Source organism: Pseudomonas sp. FFPRI_1, from assembly GCF_055384485.1.
This window is the reverse complement of the sequence record NZ_AP029168.1, coordinates 4635885-4657872: the sequence shown is the minus strand read 5'-3', so window position 1 is coordinate 4657872 and position 21988 is coordinate 4635885. Positions and strand designations below refer to the sequence as shown.

The window sequence follows — 21988 nt, the reverse complement described above, 5'->3', positions numbered from 1 at the left end:
CAAAAGGCCGACGCCCGTGGCGCCTGCGCTTGAATGTCATCTCGGGCTGAGAGGTGGCGCAGCGTCAGGGGTCCGCTGGCGTGCCGCCCAGGTGCTTGGGTTTCATGCGTCCAGGACTTCCTTGGGCGGCTGCGGCCGGCCCACCGGCCGCTGCATCGGGGTATAGGGGCCGGCCTCGCCACAGACCTGAAAGCCCAGGCGCTCATACAGGCGACGGGCCGGGCTGCTGTGTTCGACGCTCAGGTGGCAGGCCAGGCCCTGACGATCGGCCAGCTGCAGGACCGCGTGCAGCAAGCGGCTGCCGATTCCCCGGCCTTGCCACTGCGGCAGCAGGGCGATGTCGACGATGCGCATGGCGCACGCGTCCTGGTCCACACACAGGCGGCCAATGGCGGTCCCGGCGCAGTCGACGATGAGAAAGGCCGCCTCGGGGTAATGCTGGTGGTAATGGCTGCGCTGCAGCTGTTCCTGGGACAGCAGGAACGCCCGGCGCTGCGCGTCGCTCCAGCCGGGCACGGCACTGACTTCGGCCCAGCGCCGCGACAGGTAAAGGTCGCCGAGCAGGGCCTGGTCGTTGCCGGTCTGCATGCGCAGACCGGGTTCGCCGCCCAGTGGCAGCAGGGATAAAAGACCGCTGGAGGCGTGCGTCATCAATTTTTCAACGGGTACTCGCCATCGAGGCAGATGCAGTAGGCCAGGGTCAGGAACGGCTGCATGGTGTTGCGTAGCGTGCCGCCCGCTGCGCTGGGGGTACCTGCCGAAACCAGGGTGTCGGGGGCCAGCGACGGGTTGCTGGCAGTCGGAGCAATGGCGCTGTACAGGTGCACGTTGCGCGGCTGCGCCAGGTAGGTTGCAGTGGTGGGCTGGTCCACCGCCGCGGTGTTGTCGGTGCCGTCCCTGGCCTGCATGGCGTGGGTGTGTCCGGCGAAGTTGGCCGGCAGCATTTTCACCGCGTCGGCACCTTTGGCATCGCCTACCGGCCTGTACGTCAGGTTCACGCCGCTCCCGGCGCCCATGGCCACCCGGCCATTGAGGTTGGGCAACTTGAAGTCCTTTCCCGGGTTGCCGCCATAGAGGTTGCCAATGATCGAGTAGAGGGTGGGGAACTGTTGCGTCAGCAGCACCGAGCCATCGCAATAGGCCCAGTTCTGTGGTGCGTAATTGTAGGGGAACAGCCTGATCTCGCCGGTGAATGCATCCATGATCGCTCAGTCCAGAATGAAGTAATGGGGAAAGACTAAGGCCGTGTCGGGAAGATGCCCGACAGGCAGATGATGTAGTTGATGGCCAGCGATCCCATCATGTTGTCGTGGGGCAGGGGGGCTTTCTGCGCCGGTACCAGGGCTTCGGAGAGAAACAGCGGGCTCAGGCTGACCGGGCTGGCCGCCTGGGTGCTGTACAGCCCCTTGATCACGCCGGCGCTGGCGAATGCACCGAAGGTCTGGCTCTTGGGCGCGGCGGGCGGATTGGGGGTGGCCGAGGTCGCCGGGTTCCTGCTGACCATGAATGCATGGGTATGCGCGGGGGTGTTGGCGGTGGTCATGGTCACGGTTTCGCTGCCCATGGTCGTCCCCAGGGTCCTGAGCCTGAGCCCGACGCCTTGTCCTTGGCCGACGGGGACCCGCCCGCGATAGTCCGGCAGGCCGAAAGTGGTGACACCGTTGCCACCGTAGGTAGTGCCCAGCACCACGAACAAGGCCTCGTAGCTTTGAACTGGCAGCAAGCTGCCGTCACAGATGGCCCAGCCTCGCGGCGGATAATCACCTGCGAACATACGGATCTCGCCGAGGAATGCTTCAGACATATCAGTTTCCTTGCTTGAGGGTCTGTAGGGGATGGCTACGGGCGTGGCGGATAGAGGCCGCTGGTGGCAATGCAGAAACAACCGACAATCGAAGGCTGCATGTTTTCCATGGGCAGGCCCTGAGTCGGCACCACCGAGCTGCCATTCAGGTTAACGAGGTCGGTGGGTGGGGTTGTGGTGTTGGCGGTCACATAGGTGGGCTTGAACACCGCTCCGGTGGAGTTCGAGCTGATCGCCGGAATGCCGCCTGCCGGGCCCATGGTGCCGGCGGCGTCCGCGACATAGGCGGTATGGGTATGGGCTGGCAGTGCGTCGGTGCCCAGCGTCACCGTCTCGGTGCCGGCGCTGCTGCCCATGGCATGCACGTTGAGGAGCGGGTTGGTGGAGGCCACTGGGTTCATCCCCAGGGCGACTCGTCCGCGCAGGTCGGGCAGGCCGAAGGTGGTGCTGCCATTACCGCCAAAGCGGGTGCCCAGCAGGGAGGCCAGGGCGACGTATTGTTGGAAAGGTAGAATCTGGCCCTCGCAAACCAGCCAGCCTTGCGGAGCCCAGCCCCAGGGGAACAGACGAATTTCACCGACAAAGGGATCCATATTCTTTCCTCCATGAAAAAAAACGTTGGCGCCAGAAAGTTGTTTTCCCAAGGTCGGGAGCGGCGCGGATCGCACAATAAACAAAAGTTAATTTAGTGCGCAAATACTATTTTTTTTGTAATTCGCTTCACAACTACCAAAGCCTCTTGACGGTTCTCTAGTGCGCAGCTTTGGCATTTCTTTGGCGGTAACAAAAAGTCCATGTTTATCGGTAACACTCGACTAACTAAAGCGCTTGGGCAGGCTGTGTGAAGCGCCGTGCCTGAACTTTTTCTTGAGGCCCGGTAGCGTTTTTCTTCATTGCTCAACAGGATAGATCTATAGCCTAGACCAGATTTTTCTGTTGATCGATTTTCCCGCTGAATCGCCCCGGTGGCGCCCCTGCAGGGGCCGCGGTGGTCGGCACCGATTTGGTGCAGGGCCTTTGCCGGCGGGATTTTCTGGCGTAGCTGAAGGGCCCTTGGGATTGCCGGCGGCAGACCCCGGGTAGCGCTGTCGAGCGCTCTGGCCAAGGCTATGGGCGTGTGTATCGGGGTGAATACAAAGTTGATTGGCGGATCTGGAGCAGGTTCTTAGGTTTTTTTTTGCAACGGCCCAGGCTGGCACAGGCGGACTGACAAGGAAGTAGTTCCTGGCGCTCTTAAGTTGCCCTGGGAAAAAACAAAGCACACTAACGAGTTGCCCGCCTAGTGGCTTTTAGTGCTTCTAAAGTATGACCTTCGTGGGTGTTTCTAGAGCCGCCGAACGGGTGTTACCTGAGCGCCTTCCGGGTTGTTACCGGGGCATAAGTTATTCCCAACTAAGGCGATAGGGTATTGCCTGGAAGTGGGAAGTTGTGCGCTGCGGCGTCGGCTCGAAAAGTGCGATGGGGGCCGTGCCGGCAAGGCACGGCCAGGGAGTTGCAGCGGGGCGCTGCAGCTCCCGGGGGATGGCTCAGAGCCCGGCGTTTTCGCCCGCCACGCTCTTGGGCTTGCCGTAGTGCCATTCGTAGACCACGAACTGGAAGTCCTTCAGGTCGCCTTTTTCATCGAAGCTCAGGTCGCCAGTCGGGGTCTTGAAGGTGCCCTTGTGGATCGCCTCGGCGACTTTCTCCGGGTCTTCGCTCTTGGCCGCGGCGATGCCCCCGGCAATCACTTCCACCGCCGAGTAGGACGGCAGCACGAACGGGCCGCTGGGGTTTTCCTTCTTGGCTTCGAAGGCTTCCACCAGGGCCTTGTTGGCCGGGTCCTGGTCGAAGGATTTGGGCAGGGTCACCAGCATGCCTTCGGAAGCATCCTTGGCGATCTGCGAGATCGAGTCGTTGCCCACGCCTTCAGGCCCCATGAAGCGGGCGGTCAGGCCCTTTTCCTTGGCCTGGCGCAGCAGCAGGCCCATCTCCGGGTGGTAGCCGCCGAAGTAGACGAAGTCGACGTTGGCCTGCTTGAGCTTGGCCAGGATCGACGAGTAGTCGCGTTCGCCGACGTTGATGCCTTCGAACATCGCCACCTTGATGCCTTCCTTGCCGAGAATCTCCTTGACCGAGCTGGCGATGCCTTCGCCGTACTGCTGCTTGTCGTGCAGCACCGCGACGTTGGTCGGCTTGAGCTTGGCGATGTAGCGCGCCGCCGCCGGGCCCTGGGCGTTGTCCAGGCCGATGGTGCGGAACACCATCTTGTAGCCACGGGCGGTCAGCTCGGGGCTGGTGGCGGCCGGGGTGATCATCACGATGCCTTCGTCTTCGTAGATGTCCGAGGCCGGCTGGGTGGAGCTGGAGCACAGGTGCCCGACCACGAACTTGACGCCGTCGTTGACCACCTTGTTGGCCACGGCGACGGCTTGCTTGGGATCGCAGGCATCGTCGTATTCCACGGCCACCAGTTGCTTGCCGTCGACGCCACCCTTGGCGTTGATCTGCTCGATGGCCATGCGCGCGCCGCTGAACTGCATGTCACCGTATTGCGCCACCGGGCCGGTCTTGGCCCCGGCAATGCCGATGCGGATGCTGTCGGCTGCCAGGGAATGGCAGGCGAGGCCGGCAAGGATCATGGCGCTGAGCAGTTGGGTGGCTTTGTTATTGATACGACTCATTGGGTGTTCCACTCCTGTGGGTTACGGTTCTAAGGGTGTTGCGGGTGTTGCACTGAGTGCCGGCGCAGGGCAGCGGCACTGACGGTTGTAGACGGCTTGCCTGGCGGCCGTACTGATGCGGCTCAAGGCCGGGCCTTGCCGACGGCCTCCAGCAGGGGGCGGGTGGCGACGGGTTCGGCGCTGGCGTCCAGGGCCTGGGCGATATCGGCCAGCAGGTCGGCGAGGTCCTCCAGGCCCACCGACAGGCGCACCAGCCCCTCGGCAATCCCGTGTTCGGCCCGTTCCTCCGGGGTGTAGGTGGAATGGGTCATGCTCGCCGGGTGCTGGGCCAGGGACTCGGCGTCCCCCAGGCTCACTGCACGGCTGAACAGCCCCAGGGCGTTCATGAAGCGTCGGCCGCTGTCCAGGCCGTCCTTGAGTTCGAAGGCGATCATGCCGCCGGGCAGCTTCATCTGCTGCTTGGCCAGCGCATGCTGGGCAAAGGATGCGAGCCCCGGGTAGGCCACCCAGGCCACCGCGGGGTGATCCTGGAGGAACTGGGCAATGGCCTGGGCGTTGGCGCAATGGCGATCCATGCGCAGGGCCAGGGTCTTGATCCCGCGCATCAACAGGAAGGCGTCCTGGGGCGAGAGCACCGCGCCGGTCAGGTCCTTCAGGCCTTGCAGGCGGATGCGCTCGGCCAGCGCCTGGCGCGTGACCACGATGCCGGCGGTGATGTCGCCGTGGCCGCTGAGGTACTTGGTGGCAGAATGCACTACCAGGTCCGCACCCAGTTCCAGCGGGCGCTGCAGGTAGGGCGTGCAGTAGGTGTTGTCCACTGCGAACGTGATCTTGGGGTGCTGGCGGGCGATCTCGGCCACCGCGGCAATGTCCACCAATTGCATGGTGGGATTGGCCGGGGACTCGCAGTAGATCATCCGGGTGGCGGGGCCGATGGCTGCTCGCAGGTTGCCCAGGTCGGCGAGGTCGACGTGGCGCACCTTGACCCCGAATTCGGCGAGGCCGTGGTGCAGCAGGGCAAAGGTGCAGCCATACAGGGTGCGGCTGACGATGACTTCGTCGCCGGGGCGCAGCAGGGTCCAGAAGGTGGCGGCAATCGCCCCCATGCCGGAGCCGAAGGCCACCGCCGCCTCGCCGTTTTCCAGGGCCGCCATGCGCGCTTCCAGCAGGGCCAGGGTCGGGTTGCCGATGCGGGTGTAGAAGTAGCCGGGCTCTTCGCCGGCAAAGCAGCCGGCACCGTATTGCACCGTAGCGAAGGTGAAGGTCGAGGTCAGGTAGATCGGTGGGATCAGCGCACCCTGGTGCTCCTGGGGGTTATAGCCGTGATGGATGGCGCGAGTGGAAAAACCAAGGTCACTGTTTTTATTGTTCATGGTGAACGCTCCCGGATTTGCTCTAATGCTATGCTCAAACCCGGCGCATTAATTTCTAATATGACCCTTAAAAATGGTTCAAATTGGAATAAAACATCATAAAAATAAAATAAAGAGGCAAAATATGCCCGCAGGTCTGGATCGTATCGACAAATCCCTGCTCACCGCCCTGCAAGACAATGCCCGGCTGACCACCGCCGAGCTGGCCGACAGCGTGGCCCTGACCACGTCCCCTTGCTGGCGCCGGGTCAAACTGCTGGAGGACAGCGGGGTGATCACTGGCTACCAGGCCATTCTTTCGCCCAAGGCCCTGGGCTACGGTGTCACTGCTTTTGTCAGCGTGATGATGGAGTCCCACTCCCGGGACACCGCGCGGGCCTTCGAGCAGCGGCTGCTGGAAATCCCGGAAATCATTGCCTGCCACAATGTCTCCGGGCGCTATGACTTTCTTCTCGAAGTGCTGGCCAGGGACCTGGAGTCCTTTGGCGAATTTGCCCGGGAGGTGCTGCAGACCCTGCCGGCGGTGAAGGAGATCTATTCGAGTTTTTCCTTCAAGTCGGTGAAGCCGGCGCGGCTGATTCCGGTGCTGCACGCCGGCGCCTGAGTCGCGCTCGACTCAGTGCAACTGCTGCTCCTCCAGGTACTGCTTCAGGCATTCGATGAATGCCTGGTGCTTGCGTGTCTGGCGCCGGTGGGCCGGGTAGATGACATGGATCTGCGGGCCGAACTGTTCCGGGTCCAGCAGCGCTTCGGGCAGCAGTTGCACCAGCTCGCCACGCCGCAGGTAGGGCGCAGCGCTCCACTGTGGGCACAGCTGCAGGCCCAGGCCCGCCAGCAGGGCGCCGAACAGGAAATCATAGTTGCCGCTGGCCAGCCGTGGCACCGGCTGGGCCACTCGCTGGCGTTCGCCATCCAGGGTGAAGTGCCAGAAGTGCGGGTTCAGCGCCGGGTGGCGGAAGATCAGCCAATCGTGTTCGCTGAAGGTCTCGGGGGTGACCGCCAGCGGCTTGCGCTGCAGGTAGCGGGGGCTGGCGCAGAGCAGGATGCGATTGGCGATCAGCGGGCGCGCGATCAGGTCCGGCAGCGCCACCGGGCCGTCCCGCACGGCCAGGTCGTAGCCACCGCCTTGCAGGTCGACGAACTCGTCGGTGAGTTCCACTTCCAGGCGCATCTGCGGGTACAGCTCGAGAAAGCGATAGCAGGCGCCGTTGAGAAAGGCCGGGGCGAAGGAGGGCGGCGCCACCAGGCGCAGGGAACCGCACATTGCCTGCTGTAACTGGTCGATGTCCTCCTGGGCCTGCTGCAGGTGGATCAGCACCTGGCGGGCGCTGGCCAGGTAGATGTGCCCGGCCTCGGTGAGGGCCAGGCGTCGGGTCGAGCGCTCCAGCAGGCGGGTGCCCAGTTGGTTTTCCAGGTGGCTGACCGCCTTGGTCAGGGCCGAGGTGGTCTTGCCCAGGCAGGCCGCGGCGCGGGTAAAGCTGCCCTGGTCGGCAGTGGTCACGAACATGGTGATGGCGCCGAGCTGGTCCATGGGAATCTTGCCTCTTTGGAAAGGATGCCTTGCGCGAAGCAGTATTCTTAAGCGCCGGCAGGTTGGCTAGTCTCTGCGCATTCAGACCCAGGGATGCACCTAACAATGAAAAATGTTCTGACGATCACGCTGGCCTCGGCGCTGGCTTTTGCATCGATGGAAAGTCCGGCGGCAGTGGACCTGCTGCTGCACAACGGCAAGGTGTTCACCGCCGAGCAAGGCCAGCCCCTGCAGCAGGCGGTGGCGGTGGAGCAGGGGCGGATCGTCCGGGTCGGCAGCGATGCCGAGGTTCTGGCGCTCAAGGCGCCCGGCACCCGGGTCGTCGACCTGCAAGGCAAGGTGCTGATGCCGGGGTTCATCGACAGCCACAGCCATGCGATCTTCGGCGGCCTCAAGCTCAAGGCGGCGGACCTGGACAGCCAGCAGTTGCCCCTGGACTCGCTGGAGCAGCGCCTGCGGGGTTGGCGCGACGACGGCAAGGCGCGCCATGGCGACGTCCTGAGCGTGAGCGGCTTGCCCTCGACCTACTGGAGCCAGGTGGACGCACTGGAGCAGCGGTTCAACCAGGGAGAATGGGCCGATACGCCGATCCTCTTCGTGGGTTGGGACTACCACACCGGCTGGGCCAACCGCGCCATGCTCAAGCGTGCGGGCATCGATGCTGCACGGGTCAAGGCGCTGCAGGGCGAGGCCGTGGCCACTATCGGTCATCACCCCGACGGCAGCCCCAACGGCTTTGTCGCCGATGCCGGCCTGTCGGCACTGACCTCGCAACTGCCAGCGCCGAGCTTCGCGCAGCTTCTGGACGCTGGTCGCGCCGCCCGGGATCTCAATCACCGCCTGGGCATCACCGCATTGATGGACCCTGCGGCCAATGCCGTGCCCGGTGAGGCGCTGTTTGCCATGAAACCCACGGCGCAAACCGTCGGCGTGCTGCCGGTGTACCAGGCGCTGGCGGAACAAGGCGAACTGCAACTGCGGGTCGCGGCGCTGATGGTGGCCAATCCCAAGAGCCGGCCGGCGGACCTTGAGGTGCTGGACCAGGTGCGCCAGCAGTTCCTCGGCATCGAGAACCTGAGCCTGCCGGGGATCAAGATCTTCGCCGACGGCGTGGCCGAGTTTCCGGCGCAGACCGCCTCCCTGCTGACCCCCTACAAGAACTCGAAGAAGGGCGGCGAGCTGCTGATCGACCCGGCGCATTTCGGCGAACTGGTCAGCGCCGCCGACGCCCGCGGCTGGCTGGTGCACGTGCATGCCATCGGTGACCGTGCGGTGCGCGAGGCCCTCAACGGCATCGAGCAGGCGCGGCGTGAGCGGCACAGTGGGGTGGCGCATTCGATCACCCACCTGCAGCTGGTCAACCCCAAGGAATTCGCGCGCTTCAAGCCCCTCGACGTGATCGCCTCCATGCAGTTGTACTGGGCCTCCGCCGATGAGCTGAGCATCGACTTGCTCCAGCCCTACATCAGCGCCATGCAGTTCCAGTTCATGTACCCGGCGCGCTCGCTGCTGAAGAACGGCGCCACCATCGCCGGGGCCAGCGACTGGCCGGTGAGCACCCCCGAGCCGTGGAAGGCGATTGCCCAGGCCATCAGCCGCAAGGGCCCCAAGGGCGTGCTCAATCAGGCTGAAGGCATCGACCGCGAAACCCTGTTCTACGCCTACACCCGCAACGCTGCGCGGGCCATTGGCCTGGAGCAGCAGATCGGTTCGCTGGCGCCGGGCAAGCAGGCCGACCTGATCGTCCTCGATCGCGATGTGTTCCAGGTGCCCCAGGAGCAGTTGGCCGATACCCAGGTACTCAAGACCTATTTTGCCGGGCGCGAGGTGTATAGCCGGCCGTGATGCAGTGTTGTTGCAAGCCAGGCCCGCGATCTTGATCGCGGGTTTTTTTTGCCCCGTCGGCCCTGGGCATGTCCAGCCGACGCCTGGGCTGGCAAGCCAGATTCTGCAGGCGAGCAGCTGCGCCAGAAAAGATTTTCTGCACGCCGGTGATTGACGTAGCAGCAGCGTCTCCCTATTCTTTGTCGACCGACAAAGAATAGGAACGGTTCGATGAAAACCCTTAAGGGCCCCAGCCTGCACCTGGCACAATTCAGTGCCGATACTGCACCTTTCAACAGCCTGCCGAGCATTGCCCAATGGGCTGCCGACCTGGATTTCAAGGCTCTGCAGATCCCTGCCTGGGATGCGCGGCTGTTCGACGTTGCCACGGCGGCCGAGAGCCAGGACTACTGCGATGAGCTCAAGGGCCAGCTGGCGCAAAAGGGCCTGGTGATCAGTGAGCTGACCAGCCATATCTTCGGCCAGCTGGTGGCGGTGCACCCGGCCTACGACGCGATGTGCGACAACTTCGCCCCGGCGGCGCTGCGGGGCAAACCGCAAGCCAGAACAGCCTGGGCCATCGAGCAGATGAAGCTGGCGGCCAAGGCCTCGCGGCGCCTGGGGCTCGACGACCTGGGGACCTTTTCCGGGTCCCTGGCCTGGCCCTATCTGTTTCCCTTTCCGCAACGTCCGGAAGGCTTGATCGAGGCCGCTTTCGAAGAGCTGGCGCGGCGCTGGCGGCCGATCCTCGATGTGTGCGACGAGCAGGGGGTCAACCTGTGCTACGAGATCCACCCCAGCGAGGACCTGCACGACGGCACCAGCTTCGAACGCTTCTATGAACTGGTGGACCATCACCCGCGCTGCAACATCCTCTTCGACCCCAGCCACTTCGTGCTGCAGCAGCTCGATTACCTGAGCTACCTGGACATCTACCACGAGCGCATCCGCATGTTTCACGTCAAGGATGCCGAGTTCAATCCCAGCGGCCGCCAGGGCATCTACGGTGGCTACAGCTCCTGGGTCGAGCGCGCCGGGCGCTTCCGTTCCCTGGGCGATGGCCAGGTGGATTTCAAGGGGATCTTTTCCAAGCTGGCGCAGTACGACTACCCGGGCTGGGCGACCCTGGAATGGGAGTGCTGCCTCAAGGACCAGGAAGACGGCGCGCGGGAAGGCGTCGAGTTCATCAACCGCCACATGATCCAGGTCACCGAGCGGATCTTCGACGACTTCGCCGGGGCCGGCATCGACCGCCAACAGATCAACACCATGCTCGGCATTGCCTGAAACCCTTCATCGAGAAAAAACCATGAATGCTTTGACTGATACCCCCCAGGCCGACAGCCTCGACCTGGTTCACCGTTACGTGCGCGTCGATGGCCAGCGCATCCACTGTGTCACCGCCGGCACCGGCCGCCCGGTGCTGCTGATTCCCGGCTGGCCGCAAACCTGGTACGCCTGGCGCGAAGTGATCCAGGCCCTGGCCGCCCAGGGCTTCCAGGCGATCGCCGTGGACCCGCCGGGCAGCGGCCAGTCCGACCGCCCGGAGCACGGCTACGACACCGGCCATGTGGCCGGGGTGCTGCACCAGGTCATGGGGCAGTTGGGTTTCGAGCGCTACAGCGTGGTCGGCCACGACGTCGGCATGTGGATCGCCTACGCCCTGGCCAGCGACCATCCGCAAGCGGTGGAGCGCCTGGCGCTGACCGAAGCGGTGATCCCGGGGCTGGCGGACGCACCGCCGATCTTTGTCGCACCAGAACAGAACATCTTTCTCTGGCACTTCATGTTCAACCAGCTGCGGGATTTGCCGGAGGCCTTGATCGCCGGGCGCGAGCGGGCCTATCTGAACTACATCTTCGACCACTGGTCCCATCGCCGCGAAGCGGTGGCCGCCGAGGTCTACATCGAGGCCTACGCCGCCCCGGGCGGGTTGCGCGCAGGCTTCGCCTACTACCGGGCGATCCCCGAGACCGTGCGCCAGAACCAGCTGCGGGCCCAGCGGCCGCTGACCATGCCGGTGCTGGCCATCGGCGCCGAGCACGCCACCAACGATGCGCCGCTGCTGACCCTGCAAGGCCATGCCAGTGACCTGCGCGGGGCCATTGTCGAGGACTGCGGGCACTTCATCATGGAAGAGGCACCGGAGGAATTTCTCGCGCTGCTGCTGCCGTTTCTGCAGGAGGGCCGTGACTGAGGCACGGCGCAGGCAAGGCCGCGGCCACGGAAAATGGCCGCGGCCGGCTGAAATCTAATATCATTTCGTCCCGGCGCCCTGCGCCAACCGGCTGTTCGGGTGCAACCGAACACCTTCCCTGTCCCGACGAGATACCCGACCCCCATGGCTGGAAGACCCCGCGAATTCGACCGTCACCAGGCACTGCGCCAGGCGCTCGAACTGTTCTGGCGCCGTGGTTTCGAAACCACCTCCATGGCCGACCTGGTGGCGGCCCTGGGCATCGCCTCGGCGCGCATCTATGCCGCCTTCGGTTCCAAGGAGGCACTGTTTCGCGAAGCCATCGAACTCTATGAAAGCCAGGAGGGCGGCTTCGCCGACCTGGCCCTGCAGGAGCCCCGCGCCTATGTCGCCATCGAACGCATGCTGCAGCAGGCGGTGGCGCTCTACACTCGGCCCGACGGCCCTCAGGGCTGCATGGTGGTGGCCTCGGCGGTGAACTGCTCAAGCGACAACGACAGCGTGCGCGAGTGGCTGGCCGAACATCGCCGGGCGCGTACCGCAAGCATCATCCAACGCCTGGAAGCGGCGGTGCAGGCGGGTGAACTGCCCAGCCACAGCGATGCAACTTCCCTGGGGGATTATTACTCTACGGTGCTCCACGGGCTCTCGGTGCAGGCCCGCGACGGTGTCAGCGCGGCGCGTCTGCTGCAAGGCGTGGCGCTGGCCATGCAAGTCTTTCCGGGCGCCGCCCAAGGGCATTGAGCCGGCGCCAGGCCGTGGCCCGGGCAACGGGCCCTGGTCGGCAATCCGGGGGCAAGGGAGGCTGGCCCGGGTTGTGCATTTTTCATCGGGTCCTGGACCTGTTCGATCATCGATAGAGTACGACGCCCCCCATGAGTGATTCTGCGGCGACACCCCAAGGTAACTGGCAGCCGGTCATCGCGCTGGCGCTGGCGGCCTTTGTTTTCAACACCACCGAGTTCGTGCCGGTGGGGCTGCTCAGTGCCATCGGCGCGAGCTTCGACCTGCCCACCGAACGGGTCGGGCTGATGCTCACCATCTACGCCTGGATCGTGTCCCTGACCTCGCTGCCGGTGATGCTGCTGACCCGCAACGTCGAGCGGCGCAAGCTGCTCACGGTGCTGTTCGGGCTGTTCATCGTCAGCCATGTGTTCTCCAGCCTGGCCAGCAACTTCGGCCTGCTGATGCTCAGCCGCATCGGCGTGGCCCTGGCCCATGCCCTGTTCTGGTCCATCACCGCGTCCCTGGCGGTGCGCCTGGCGCCCCCGGGCAAGCAAGTGCAGGCCCTGGGGCTGCTGGCCACCGGCACTTCCCTGGCCATGGTCCTGGGCATTCCCCTGGGCCGGCTGCTGGGCGAAGCCCTGGGCTGGCGCACCACCTTCGGCGTGATCGCGGCCATGGCTGGCCTGCTGGTGCTGTGGCTGATCCGCACCTTGCCGCTGCTGCCGAGCCAGAACTCCGGTTCCCTGCGCAGCCTGCCGCTGCTGTTCAAGCGCCCGGCGCTGGTGGCGATCTATGTGCTGACGGCGCTGGTGGTCACCGCGCAGTTCACCGCCTACAGCTACATCGAGCCCTTTATCAAGGTGGCGGCGGGCCTGGGCGGCGAGGTGGTGACCCTGGTGCTGCTGGTGTTCGGCGGCGCCGGGATCATCGGCTCGCTGCTGTTCAGCTGGCTGCACCGCCACAGCCCCCAGGGTTTTCTGCTGACCGCGGTGACCCTGCTGGCGCTGTGCCTGAGCCTGCTGTTGCCGCTCAATGGCCACGTCTGGTCCCTGGTGGCCCTGAGCGTGGTCTGGGGCATGGCGATCATGGGCTTCGGCCTGGCATTGCAGTCCCGGGTGCTGAGCCTGGCGCCGGACGCCACTGACGTGGCCATGGCGATGTTCTCCGGGATCTACAACATCGGCATCGGTGGCGGTGCGTTGCTCGGCAGTTGGGTCGGCGGCCAGCTGGGGTTTGCCTATGTCGGCCTGGCGGGCGGGGCCCTGGCGACGTTTGCCCTGCTGCTGTTTGGCCTGTCGATGCGGCGTATTGCGCGGTCCGTCCGGGCCGGCTGAGGCGTGGCGCGTGATGCCCAGGCGCCGGCCACGCAACGGGGCCGGCGCCGCGGTTTTCTATTGGGCCTGCGTCGGCTTGCGGCTAGTTGGCCAGCATGCCACCAGCAGCAACAGCAGCGCCGCCAGTAGGTAGGGCAGGCGCGGTTCGACCGCATAGATCAGGGTGCCCGCCAAGGGCCCGACCACCACTCCCAGGCCCTGGGCGGCGCCGACGGAGCCGGCAGTGGCGCCTTGCTCGGCAGCGTCCACCGCATTGCTGGCCAGGGCGGCGAAGGAGGGGAAGATCCAGCCCATGCCGGCGGCCGAGACAAAAAAGCCCAGCCACAGCACCCAGGCGTGGGCGGCGACGATACTCGCGACAAAGCCCAGCGCCGCCACCAGGGCACCGATGCGGATCATCCGCAGCGGCGGCCACTCCAGCTTGCGCACCAGCAGTTGCGAGGCAATCAGCGCTACCCCCACCAGGGTCAGGGAGACGCCGGCGGTCTGCGCTGCGTCGGCCGGGCTCATGCCCAGGCGATCGAGGGCGAAGAAGCCCACGGTGATCTGCGCCATGGCCACGCACAGCATGGAGATGAACGCCACCACCAGCGGCCGGCGCAGGCGCGGGTCACCCAGGCTCACCGACTTGGGCGGCTGCTTGAGGTGCAACTCCTGGCGCGGCAGCCGCGCCTTGAGAAAGGCGAAGCCCAGTAGCGGCAGCACCGCCAGCGCATAGAACGGCAGGCTCAGGCTGTGGCGCGCCAGCAGCGCGGCAATCGCCGGGCCCAGGACCAGCCCGCAGGCGTTGGCCGCCCCCAGGGACGCCATGGCTCGGGCCCGGTGCTCGGGCTCGATGTTGTCGGCGATCAGGGCATAGCCGCCCACCGGGATCGCGGCGTAGAACACCCCGATCAGCCCTCGCCCCAGCAGCAGCCCGGCAAAGGCCAGTAGCGCCGAGGGCAGGGCATGCAGCGCTACGTCGATGAACACACTGAGGGCGAGAAAGGCCAGGGTGAAGCCGCCGGTGCCCAGCAGCAGGATGCGCCGCCGGCCGAGGCGATCGCTGGCCCGGCCCCAGGGTCGGGCCAGGAGCATCCAGATCACCCCGGAGACGGTCACTGCCATCCCCGCCTGCCAGGTGGCCAGGCCGAGAATTCGCGCAATGGGGCCGATCAGCGAAACGAACGCCATCATCGCCATGGTGCAGGCCAGGTTGGCCACCAGCAGCGGGCGCAGGTCGAAGGCCGGCGCGGCCTGGGGCGTGTCCAGGGTATCGAGGGGCAACTGTTGAGCGTGGGTCATGGTTTATCCCAGGGCTGAGTGAAAGGGCAGGCGGCCGTCGACCATCACCAGCGGTCGACCGCGCACCTGTTGCAGGCTGCCGTCGACGCCATAGACGTCGCGCAGCAGTTGTTGGTTGACCACCTCCAGGGCCGGCCCCGCGGCGGCCAGGCGGCCGTTGTGCAGGACCACCACCTGCTGGCTGAAACCCAGGGCCAGGTTGATGTCGTGAACCACCACCAGGGTGATCAACTGGCGCTCCTGGGTGGCCCGGGTGATGGCCTCCACCACCTGGCACTGGTGGTACAGGTCCAGGGCACTGGTGGGTTCATCCAGCAGCAGCACCTTGGGCTGGCGCACCAGGGCCTGGGCCAGCCCCACCAGCTGCCGCTGGCCACCGGAGAGGGCGTCGATCGGGCGGTCGGCCAGGGCGGTGAGGTCCAGGTCCAGCAGCACCTGCTCGACCTGGGCCAGCACCGCCGGGCTCGGGCGACCGGGCGCGAACCCGGCGCCGCGATGCCCGGCCATGGCGGCACTGAGCACCGCTTCGAAGGCGCACAGGCGGGTGCGTTCCGGCAGGCTCTGGGGCAGGTAGACGATGTGCTGCGCCCGTTCCACCTGGGGCAGGCGATTGAGCTCGACGCCGTCCAGCAGTACCTGGCCCGAGGTCTGCTGCAGGCCGGCGATGCCCCGCAGCAGGGTCGATTTGCCGGCGGCGTTGGGGCCGATCAGCGCGGTCAGGCTGCCGGCACGCAACGGCGGCAGGTCGATCCGCTCGAGCACCTGGCGGCTGCCGTACTGCATGCTCAAGCCTGAAGTGGACAGCCCTGAAGCGGACTGCAGCGCAACAGGTGATGTTGAACGGCTCACAGGGCACCTCGGCGGTTGCGCATGACAATGGCCATGAAGAACGGAATGCCCACCAGGGCGGTGACGATGCCCACCGGAATCAGCACCCCGGGCATCAGTGCCTTGCTGGCGATGGAGGCCATGGACAGGATCAGCCCGCCGCTGAGCACGCTGGCCGGCAGGAACAGCCGGTGGTCCTCGCCCACCAGCAGGCGGGCGATGTGCGGGGCGATCAGGCCGATGAAGCCGATGGTGCCGACAAACGACACCGCCAGCGCCGACAGCAGGCTGATGCGCAGCAGCGACCACAGGCGCAGGCGGCCGACATCGATGCCGAAGCTGCGGGCCCGCTCCTCGCCCAGGGTCAGGGCGGTCAGGGCCCAGCTCTGGCGCAGGGAAAACGGCAGGCACAGCAACAGCGCCAGGGCCAGGATCGCCAGTTTTTCCCAGGAGGCCCGGGCCAGGCTGCCCAGGGTCCAGAACACCAGTTGCTGCAGGCTGTCCTGGGTGGCGACGAATTGCAGCAGCGCCACCAGGGCATTGAAGGCGAACACCAGGGCAATGCCGAACAGCACCAGGCTCTCGACCCCGAAGCCGCGCCAGCGGGCCAGCAGGTACAGCAGGGCCACCGAGGCCAGGGCGAAGAGGAAGGCGTTGGCCGAGATCAGGTACTGCGCCGGCACCCCGGGTAGGCCCAGGCCGAGGACGATGGCCAGGGCCGCGCCAAAGGCTGCGGCAGCGGACACGCCGAGGGTGAAGGGGCTGGCCAGGGGGTTGTCGAGCACGGTCTGCATCTCGGCCCCGGCCAGGGCCAGGGCGGCGCCCACCAGCACCGCCATCAGGGCGTAGGGCAGGCGCACGTTCCATACGATCACCGCTTCCACCCGGGGCATCGAGCCCGGGTCCCAGAGCACCTGCAGCAGGCGCGACAGGCTCATCCCCGAGGGCCCGGTGGTGACATCCACCGCCAGCGACAGCAGCAGGGCCAGGGCCAGCCCAGACAACAGCAGCACCCGCCGGCCATGGCGCCGGTGGTAGTCGCGGGAGGCAACGCTGGCGTGCACTTCGGTTGCCGCCTGGGTCATGGCGCCAGGCTCGTGGTGAACACGCCGGTGGCCGGGATCGGCATGAAGCGCCGGTACAGCTCGCTGCGGGTCTGGTCCGGGTCCAGGTCCTTGAACAGCTCGGGATGCAGCCACTTGGCCAGGGCCTGGACCGCAATCAGGTGCTCGGGCGAGTCATAGAAAATGTGCCAGAGGCCGTGCACGTTGTGCTCTTTCACCGCTCGCAGTTCGTTCAGCGGCGGGCGATTGGCGGCCTGCCGCAGGCTGTCCCGGGCCTGTTGCAAGGTTGCCGAATAGCCCAGGGTCACACCACCCTGGCCGGCAGCGAAGACCCCGGTGGCGACGTACAGGTCCGGGTCGCTGGAGAGGATGTATTCCACGTTCAGGGTGCCGATGGGGCCCGGAATGCGCCCGTCGGCGATGTTGTGGCCGCCGGCCAGCTTGATCATCTCGCCGAAGTTGCCGGTGCCCGGCGAGCCGCAGCAGTCCTGCAGCCCGGCGAGCATGTCGATGAAGATCTTCGGCTGCTTGACCGTGCCGGCCTTGGCCAGGGTGTCGCGGACCCGGGCCAGGGACTGCTGGTAGAAGGCGATGAATTCCTCGGCCCGCTGTTCACGGCCCAGGGCCTGGCCCAGCAGGCGCATGCTGGGCACGGTGTTGCGCAGGGGATGGTCGCTGAAGTCGACGAAAATCACCGCCACACCGGCGGCCTCCAGTTGCTTGACCGCCTCGCTGTCGGGGCTGGGGCCGTGGCCGCCGCTCAGGGCCATGATCGCCAGGTCCGGGTGTACCGCCAGGGCCTTCTCGACGCTGAAGGTCTCGGCCGAGGTGCCGCCCACCAGCGGCACCTTGTCGGCCTCCGGGAAGACCTTGTGGTAGGCCTCGTAACCCTGCACGTCGAGGCCGCGGAAATCCCCCTGCCAGCCGGCCAGGCGGGTGAAGGGATTCTTGCCTTCGAGCAGCGACAGGGAATAGATCATCCGGCCTTCGCCGAGCAGGATGTGCTCGACCTTGTCCGGCACCTGGACCTGGCGCCCGGCCAGGTCGGTGAGGGTTGCGGCGCTGGCCGTGGCCGCCCACAACAGGCCCAGGGGCAGCAGGCCGAGCAGCAGCCCGTGGCGGGCCCGGCGCAAGAAATCACGGTGTGTCATGGCTAGTTTCCTTGAACGATTGAACGGCCCGGCGGGCAGCGCGCTTGCGCCACCACAACAGCAGGCCGGTGAGGTACAGCAGGGGTAACGAAATGCCGCAGAGAAAAGCCAGCCAGGCGCCAGGCGTGCCCAGCAGCAAATGCCCGTGGGCGGCGGAAAACAGCGGCTTGACGGCCATCGGCGTGGCCGTCAGCCAGGTGAACAGCTCGGGGCGCGCGAGCCAGGCACCGCTGCCGGCGATCAGCAGCAGCGGCAGGCACAGCCAGGCCGCCGCCACGTTGTGCCATTCCCGCAGGCGCCGGTTGCCCTGGCTGCCGGGACGCAGGCTGGCGGCCTTCCACCAGCTGCGCCGGCCCGGCCACCACAGGTACAGGCCGCTGCCCAGGGAGCCCAGCAGCACCAGGCCACACAGCAGCACCAGGTTCGAACCCCAGGCTGGCGGCAGCAGCAGGCTGCGGTGCAGCGCCACCAGCTTGGCCAGCCACAGCTCTTCGAAGACGAAGAAGCCCCGGGGTTCGGCGCTGTAGGGGTCGATCATGGCGATGCCGGTGCCGGGGCGGTCCTTGAGGGCACCGAACACGATCACGTTGTCCGATTCGAGAAAGCCCTGGCGTGGCGGCGCCGCGCCGAAGACTTTCTGCAACTGCGGGTAAGCGCTGGTGGCGGCGCCGGTCCAGGCACTTTGCTCCAGGGCCGCGCCGTGTTCGCCGGGGGCCAGTTGCAGCATCGCCGCACCCACCTCCCAGCGCAGGATCGGCCCCTTGAGTTCCAGCAGCGCACCGCTCAGGCCCAGCAGCGCGAGGAACAGCCCCAGGCCCAGGGCCAGCCAGCGGTGGACCCTGAGCCAGATGTCGCGCAGGCGCAGCATCGGCGGCCTACCAGCGGTAGCGCAGGCTGGCGATGACACTGCGGTCATAGCCGGCACTGCAGTTGGTCAGCGAGCAGCCCTCGTAATAGTGCTTGTCGGTGAGGTTGGTGGCGTTCACCGCCAGGCGCAGGCCCTTGGCCGCCGGGATCAGCTTGTCGAAGTCGTAGTGCACCGCCGCGTCCAGCAAGGTGTAGGAGGGCACGCTCTGGGTGTTGGCGGCATCGGCCTCGGTGGTGCCGATGTAGCGCACCCCGGCGCCAAAGCCCAGGCCGCTCAACGGGCCTTCGGGCAGGGTGTAGTCGGCCCACAGCGAGGCCATTTTTTCCGGGGTGTCGGTGGGGCGGTTGCCTTTCTCCAACGGGTTGTTGCTCTTGCTCACCTCGGCGTCGTTGTAGGTCAGGGTCGCCAGCAGGTCCAGGCCCCGGGCCAGGCTGGCCTTGCCTTCGAGCTCGATGCCGCGCACGTTGATCTCGCCGGTCTGGATCTTGTTCAGGCGTTCGGCCGGGTCGGTGGTCTGCACGTTTTCCTGGGTCAGGTCGAACAGCGACAGGGTGATGTAGCTGTCGATGCCCGGCGGCTGGTACTTGATCCCCACTTCCGACTGCTTGGCGCTGGTGGGCTTGTACGGCGTGCCGTAGAAGTTGGTGCCCAGCACCGGATCGAACGAGGTGGCGTAGCTGATGTAGGGCGCCAGGCCGTTGTCCGCCAGGTACACCAGGCCGGCGCGGTAGGTGAACTTCTCGTCGTCCTGCTTGCTGCCCTTATCGTTGATGCGGTCCTGGGTCCGGGCGCTGGAGCGATCCTGGCGTCCGCCGACGGTGAGCACCCAGTGCTCGTCGAAGGTGAACTGCTGCTGGGCGTAGACCCCGACCTGATCGGCGCGTTGCACGGTGTTGGTGAAGGGGTTGCTGGGGTTGAACGTGCCGCCGTGCACCGGGTTGTAGATGTCGATGGGCGAGGCGGTGCCGCCGCGCAGGTAGTAGTCCTCGCGGGTGCGCCGGTAGTCCACCCCCAGCAGCGACACCATCTGCGTGCTGCCCAGGTTCCAGCGGGCCTGGGCGTTGTTGTCCAGGGAGTAGGTGTCGCCGACGATGCGAAAGCGATAGGCCGCGCGGTTCAGCGTGCGCAGGTCCGATGCCAGGGACATGCCGCTGGCGGTGTTGGTCAGCAGGTTGACGTGGCCGTAGCGGGCGCTGGAATTGAGGCTCCAGACATCGTTGAGGCGGTGTTCCAGCAGGTAGCCCAGGGAGTACTGGGTGCGGTGGTTGTCCAGCCCCGGTTCATCGAGGAAGACGTTGCGCTTGACCTTGCCGTTGGGGTTGCCGAGCAGGGTGCCGCGGGCCGGCAGCGACACCCGTGGCGCACCGAACTGGTCCTGGGTGTAGTCGGCCAGCACGGTCAGGCTGGTGTCGTCGTTGGGCTTCCAGGTGAAGGAGGGGGCGAAGTACTGCTTGTCGTCCTTGATGTGATCGAACTGGGTGCCGCTGTCGCGCTCCAGGCCCACCAGGCGGTAGAGGAACTGGCCCTCATCGTCCAGGGGGCCGCTGAAGTCGAACTGGCCCTGGGCACGGTCGAAACTGCCGCCCTGGATCTCTACTTCATGGAAGGCCTTGTCCAGCGGGCGCTTGCTGATCTGGTTGACCACGCCCCCCGGGGAGTTCTGGCCGAACAGCACCGAGGCCGGGCCCTTGAGCACGTCGATGCGCTCCAGGCCATAGGCTTCGACCTTGGGCCAGGCCTGGGCTGTGTTGCCCTTGAGGCCGTCACGAAGCATGCCGGTGGTGACGTCGAAACCGCGGATCGAGATCGTGTCGAAGCGCTGGCTGGCGGCGGTGGTATTGGCCTGGACCCCGGCGGTGTAGCGCAGCGCCTCGCTCACCGATTGCACCTGCTGGGCATCCATCTGGTCGCGGGTGATCACGGAAATCGACTGGGGAATTTCGCTCAAGGTGGCGTCGGTCTTGGTGCCGCTGAGGCTGCGCTTGGCCACGTAGCCGCTTTGCTGGCCGGTGGGCGAATCGACGGCCGTGGTGCTGATCACGCTGGTGTCCAGCACCAGCGGTTGCTCCGGGTCGCGCTCGGCCTCGGCGGCCAGCACCGCGCCCACCTGGGTCAACGACAGGCCCAGGGCCAGGCCGTGGACCAGGCAGGACAGCGCACTGCGGCGCAACGCCGGGCGCGAGCAAGCGGGATCGACAGGCCAACCTGAGGTGTTTCGGTGCGCAACGCTGGTGCCCATGCTTCACTCCGTGATGGGGATTAAATGAGAATGCAAACGTATCTCATTTGTGAGCTTGGGCTGCGGGCTAAAACTTTGGCTCCAGCGACCATTTCTTTCGTTTGCGGTACGGCGGGGGAAGGGCGCCCGGTTCAGTGGGCGCAAGGCTCAACGCAAGGACTTGGGCGAGACCCCGAAGCGCTTGCGAAAGGCCGTGGAGAAGTGCGCCGGGCTGTAGCCGACCCGATAGGCCGCGCTGGAGACATTGGTCTCGCCGCTGGCCAGCAGCCGATAGGCTTCGCCCAGGCGCTGTTCCTGCAGGTAGGCATAGACGCTGGTGCCGAACACCTGGCGAAAGCCGGCGGTGAGCTTGCGCGGATTGAGGCCCACCTGGCGCGACAGCTCGGACAGCGACGGCGAGGCCTGCAGTGAACTGAGCAGCAGCTCGCGGGCGGCATGGATGCGCTCGATGTCCGCCGAGCTGCAGGGGCTGTCCTGCAGCGGCCGGGATTCGGCCTGGGCCAGAATGCCCTCGACTCCCAGGGCGGTGAGCTCCAGGGCCTTGCCCCCCAGGTAGAAGGAGCGGGTAGGGCCTTGCAGGGGGCAGGTGAAAATCTGCTGGGCCAGGGCCAGCAGCGGCTTGCTCGCCGGTTGGCAGAACAGCATTGGCCCGCCGCCAAGCGGGTCCAGCAGGCGCTCGGGTTCCAGGCCGACATTGCGGATCGACGGGAAGTCCAGCTGCACCGTGGTGTAGCGCACCGGCACGCCGCTGGCGAACAGGTGGTCGCCGCAGTGCTCGCCCTGGTTGGCCACGGCGCACAGGGTCGGCCCGCGAATCTCCACTTCGGGCTGGCCTTCGACCCGGCAATTGAGCTGACCGCTGAGCACCAGGATGATTTTCAGGCCTTGCCAGAGGGGCTCCTGCATCCACATCTGGCTGTCCATCAGCACGGTGCCGGTGGACAAGGTGATTTCCGGCACTACCGCCGCCGTACCGGCGCTCTGCGGGTTGGGAAATTGCAGGGTGAAATCTCTATTGACAGGCTGCGGCGCAGCGTTGGGGCTGAGCATGGCGAACTCCCTGTGAACCTGAAACGAGGCCATACGCTAGCAGGAAATTGCATTT

At 66.0% G+C, this 21988-nt stretch carries 20 protein-coding genes; 6 read left to right on the top strand and 14 right to left on the bottom strand.

The features are described 5' to 3' along the window. Positions 1-102: 102 nt before the first annotated feature. The 6 genes from ACZ5BO_RS20655 to ACZ5BO_RS20630 form a co-directional block, all read right to left on the bottom strand. Complete coding sequence (locus ACZ5BO_RS20655) at positions 103-651, bottom strand: GNAT family N-acetyltransferase (RefSeq protein WP_464696334.1); 549 nt, start codon at positions 649-651, stop codon at positions 103-105. After that, positions 651-1202, bottom strand: coding sequence for a phage tail protein (locus tag ACZ5BO_RS20650; RefSeq protein ID WP_025129862.1), 552 nt, complete (start codon positions 1200-1202; stop codon positions 651-653). The genes ACZ5BO_RS20655 and ACZ5BO_RS20650 overlap by 1 nt, the downstream gene beginning before the upstream one ends. Positions 1203-1237: 35 nt before the next feature. Further along, positions 1238-1804 carry a phage tail protein gene (locus ACZ5BO_RS20645; protein WP_464696333.1) on the bottom strand — a complete coding sequence of 189 codons (567 nt, stop codon included), beginning with the start codon at positions 1802-1804 and terminating at the stop codon, positions 1238-1240. Positions 1805-1839: 35 nt separating this feature from the next. Continuing rightward, positions 1840-2397 carry a phage tail protein gene (locus tag ACZ5BO_RS20640; RefSeq protein ID WP_025129864.1) on the bottom strand — a complete coding sequence of 186 codons (558 nt, stop codon included), beginning with the start codon at positions 2395-2397 and terminating at the stop codon, positions 1840-1842. Between the two features lie 933 nt (positions 2398-3330). Beyond that, positions 3331-4464, bottom strand: a complete 1134-nt coding sequence (locus ACZ5BO_RS20635) for a branched-chain amino acid ABC transporter substrate-binding protein (RefSeq protein WP_025129865.1) — start codon at positions 4462-4464, stop codon at positions 3331-3333. Positions 4465-4586: 122 nt separating this feature from the next. Further along, on the bottom strand, positions 4587-5837 hold the full coding sequence (locus ACZ5BO_RS20630; RefSeq protein WP_029978520.1) for a methionine gamma-lyase: 1251 nt from the start codon (positions 5835-5837) through the stop codon (positions 4587-4589). Positions 5838-5961: 124 nt separating this feature from the next. Here ACZ5BO_RS20630 and ACZ5BO_RS20625 point away from each other — a divergent pair, with 124 nt between their 5' ends. Continuing rightward, positions 5962-6441: an Lrp/AsnC family transcriptional regulator gene (locus tag ACZ5BO_RS20625; protein ID WP_025129866.1), complete on the top strand. Its 480-nt coding sequence runs from the start codon at positions 5962-5964 to the stop codon at positions 6439-6441. A gap of 12 nt (positions 6442-6453) precedes the next feature. On the opposite strand, the gene ACZ5BO_RS20620 is transcribed toward ACZ5BO_RS20625, so the two are convergent. Further along, complete coding sequence (locus ACZ5BO_RS20620) at positions 6454-7368, bottom strand: LysR family transcriptional regulator (RefSeq protein ID WP_025129867.1); 915 nt, start codon at positions 7366-7368, stop codon at positions 6454-6456. A 105-nt stretch (positions 7369-7473) separates the two neighbouring features. Between ACZ5BO_RS20620 and ACZ5BO_RS20615 the strand changes: the two genes are divergently transcribed. The 5 genes from ACZ5BO_RS20615 to ACZ5BO_RS20595 all read left to right on the top strand — a co-directional run bounded on the left by ACZ5BO_RS20615 (position 7474) and on the right by ACZ5BO_RS20595 (position 13449). Further along, positions 7474-9213, top strand: coding sequence for an amidohydrolase (locus ACZ5BO_RS20615; protein WP_464696330.1), 1740 nt, complete (start codon positions 7474-7476; stop codon positions 9211-9213). Between the two features lie 210 nt (positions 9214-9423). Then, positions 9424-10479, top strand: a complete 1056-nt coding sequence (locus tag ACZ5BO_RS20610) for a sugar phosphate isomerase/epimerase family protein (RefSeq protein WP_464696329.1) — start codon at positions 9424-9426, stop codon at positions 10477-10479. Positions 10480-10501: 22 nt separating this feature from the next. Beyond that, positions 10502-11389, top strand: coding sequence for an alpha/beta fold hydrolase (locus tag ACZ5BO_RS20605; protein ID WP_025129870.1), 888 nt, complete (start codon positions 10502-10504; stop codon positions 11387-11389). Between the two features lie 144 nt (positions 11390-11533). Then, on the top strand, positions 11534-12133 hold the full coding sequence (locus tag ACZ5BO_RS20600; protein WP_025129871.1) for a TetR/AcrR family transcriptional regulator: 600 nt from the start codon (positions 11534-11536) through the stop codon (positions 12131-12133). Between the two features lie 131 nt (positions 12134-12264). Next, entirely contained in the window at positions 12265-13449 is a 1185-nt protein-coding gene (locus ACZ5BO_RS20595; RefSeq protein WP_464696328.1) for a sugar transporter, read from the top strand. A 57-nt stretch (positions 13450-13506) separates the two neighbouring features. Here the strand turns inward: ACZ5BO_RS20595 and ACZ5BO_RS20590 are convergent, their stop codons facing one another. From ACZ5BO_RS20590 to ACZ5BO_RS20560, 7 genes are all read right to left on the bottom strand, one after another. Then, positions 13507-14733, bottom strand: coding sequence for an MFS transporter (locus ACZ5BO_RS20590; RefSeq protein WP_025129873.1), 1227 nt, complete (start codon positions 14731-14733; stop codon positions 13507-13509). Between the two features lie 3 nt (positions 14734-14736). After that, positions 14737-15516, bottom strand: a complete 780-nt coding sequence (locus ACZ5BO_RS20585; RefSeq protein ID WP_025129874.1) for an ABC transporter ATP-binding protein — start codon at positions 15514-15516, stop codon at positions 14737-14739. Positions 15517-15578: 62 nt separating this feature from the next. After that, positions 15579-16646 (bottom strand): FecCD family ABC transporter permease, encoded by a 1068-nt coding sequence (locus tag ACZ5BO_RS20580; protein ID WP_025129875.1) that lies wholly within the window; start codon positions 16644-16646, stop codon positions 15579-15581. Further along, on the bottom strand, positions 16643-17776 hold the full coding sequence (locus tag ACZ5BO_RS20575; RefSeq protein WP_025129876.1) for an ABC transporter substrate-binding protein: 1134 nt from the start codon (positions 17774-17776) through the stop codon (positions 16643-16645). The genes ACZ5BO_RS20580 and ACZ5BO_RS20575 overlap by 4 nt, the downstream gene beginning before the upstream one ends. Then, the gene (locus ACZ5BO_RS20570) at positions 17763-18644 is read right to left on the bottom strand and encodes a PepSY-associated TM helix domain-containing protein (protein ID WP_025129877.1); all 882 of its coding nucleotides are present in this window, start codon (positions 18642-18644) and stop codon (positions 17763-17765) included. The genes ACZ5BO_RS20575 and ACZ5BO_RS20570 overlap by 14 nt, the downstream gene beginning before the upstream one ends. Positions 18645-18651: 7 nt before the next feature. Then, the gene (locus tag ACZ5BO_RS20565) at positions 18652-20883 is read right to left on the bottom strand and encodes a TonB-dependent siderophore receptor (protein ID WP_464696326.1); all 2232 of its coding nucleotides are present in this window, start codon (positions 20881-20883) and stop codon (positions 18652-18654) included. A 147-nt stretch (positions 20884-21030) separates the two neighbouring features. Beyond that, positions 21031-21933 carry a helix-turn-helix domain-containing protein gene (locus ACZ5BO_RS20560; protein ID WP_464696325.1) on the bottom strand — a complete coding sequence of 301 codons (903 nt, stop codon included), beginning with the start codon at positions 21931-21933 and terminating at the stop codon, positions 21031-21033. Positions 21934-21988 lie beyond the last annotated feature (55 nt).

Excerpts from the sequence above, each read along its gene's own strand:
- ACZ5BO_RS20655 (WP_464696334.1), bottom strand. The coding sequence starts at position 651 with ATGACGCACGCCTCCAGCGGTCTTTTATCCCTGCTGCCACTGGGCGGC.
- ACZ5BO_RS20650 (WP_025129862.1), bottom strand. The coding sequence starts at position 1,202 with ATGGATGCATTCACCGGCGAGATCAGGCTGTTCCCCTACAATTACGCA.
- ACZ5BO_RS20645 (WP_464696333.1), bottom strand. The coding sequence starts at position 1,804 with ATGTCTGAAGCATTCCTCGGCGAGATCCGTATGTTCGCAGGTGATTAT.
- ACZ5BO_RS20640 (WP_025129864.1), bottom strand. The coding sequence starts at position 2,397 with ATGGATCCCTTTGTCGGTGAAATTCGTCTGTTCCCCTGGGGCTGGGCT.
- ACZ5BO_RS20635 (WP_025129865.1), bottom strand. The coding sequence starts at position 4,464 with ATGAGTCGTATCAATAACAAAGCCACCCAACTGCTCAGCGCCATGATC.
- ACZ5BO_RS20630 (WP_029978520.1), bottom strand. The coding sequence starts at position 5,837 with ATGAACAATAAAAACAGTGACCTTGGTTTTTCCACTCGCGCCATCCAT.
- ACZ5BO_RS20625 (WP_025129866.1), top strand. The coding sequence starts at position 5,962 with ATGCCCGCAGGTCTGGATCGTATCGACAAATCCCTGCTCACCGCCCTG.
- ACZ5BO_RS20620 (WP_025129867.1), bottom strand. The coding sequence starts at position 7,368 with ATGGACCAGCTCGGCGCCATCACCATGTTCGTGACCACTGCCGACCAG.
- ACZ5BO_RS20615 (WP_464696330.1), top strand. The coding sequence starts at position 7,474 with ATGAAAAATGTTCTGACGATCACGCTGGCCTCGGCGCTGGCTTTTGCA.
- ACZ5BO_RS20610 (WP_464696329.1), top strand. The coding sequence starts at position 9,424 with ATGAAAACCCTTAAGGGCCCCAGCCTGCACCTGGCACAATTCAGTGCC.
- ACZ5BO_RS20605 (WP_025129870.1), top strand. The coding sequence starts at position 10,502 with ATGAATGCTTTGACTGATACCCCCCAGGCCGACAGCCTCGACCTGGTT.
- ACZ5BO_RS20600 (WP_025129871.1), top strand. The coding sequence starts at position 11,534 with ATGGCTGGAAGACCCCGCGAATTCGACCGTCACCAGGCACTGCGCCAG.
- ACZ5BO_RS20595 (WP_464696328.1), top strand. The coding sequence starts at position 12,265 with ATGAGTGATTCTGCGGCGACACCCCAAGGTAACTGGCAGCCGGTCATC.
- ACZ5BO_RS20590 (WP_025129873.1), bottom strand. The coding sequence starts at position 14,733 with ATGACCCACGCTCAACAGTTGCCCCTCGATACCCTGGACACGCCCCAG.
- ACZ5BO_RS20585 (WP_025129874.1), bottom strand. The coding sequence starts at position 15,516 with ATGCAGTACGGCAGCCGCCAGGTGCTCGAGCGGATCGACCTGCCGCCG.
- ACZ5BO_RS20580 (WP_025129875.1), bottom strand. The coding sequence starts at position 16,646 with ATGACCCAGGCGGCAACCGAAGTGCACGCCAGCGTTGCCTCCCGCGAC.
- ACZ5BO_RS20575 (WP_025129876.1), bottom strand. The coding sequence starts at position 17,776 with ATGACACACCGTGATTTCTTGCGCCGGGCCCGCCACGGGCTGCTGCTC.
- ACZ5BO_RS20570 (WP_025129877.1), bottom strand. The coding sequence starts at position 18,644 with ATGCTGCGCCTGCGCGACATCTGGCTCAGGGTCCACCGCTGGCTGGCC.
- ACZ5BO_RS20565 (WP_464696326.1), bottom strand. The coding sequence starts at position 20,883 with ATGGGCACCAGCGTTGCGCACCGAAACACCTCAGGTTGGCCTGTCGAT.
- ACZ5BO_RS20560 (WP_464696325.1), bottom strand. The coding sequence starts at position 21,933 with ATGCTCAGCCCCAACGCTGCGCCGCAGCCTGTCAATAGAGATTTCACC.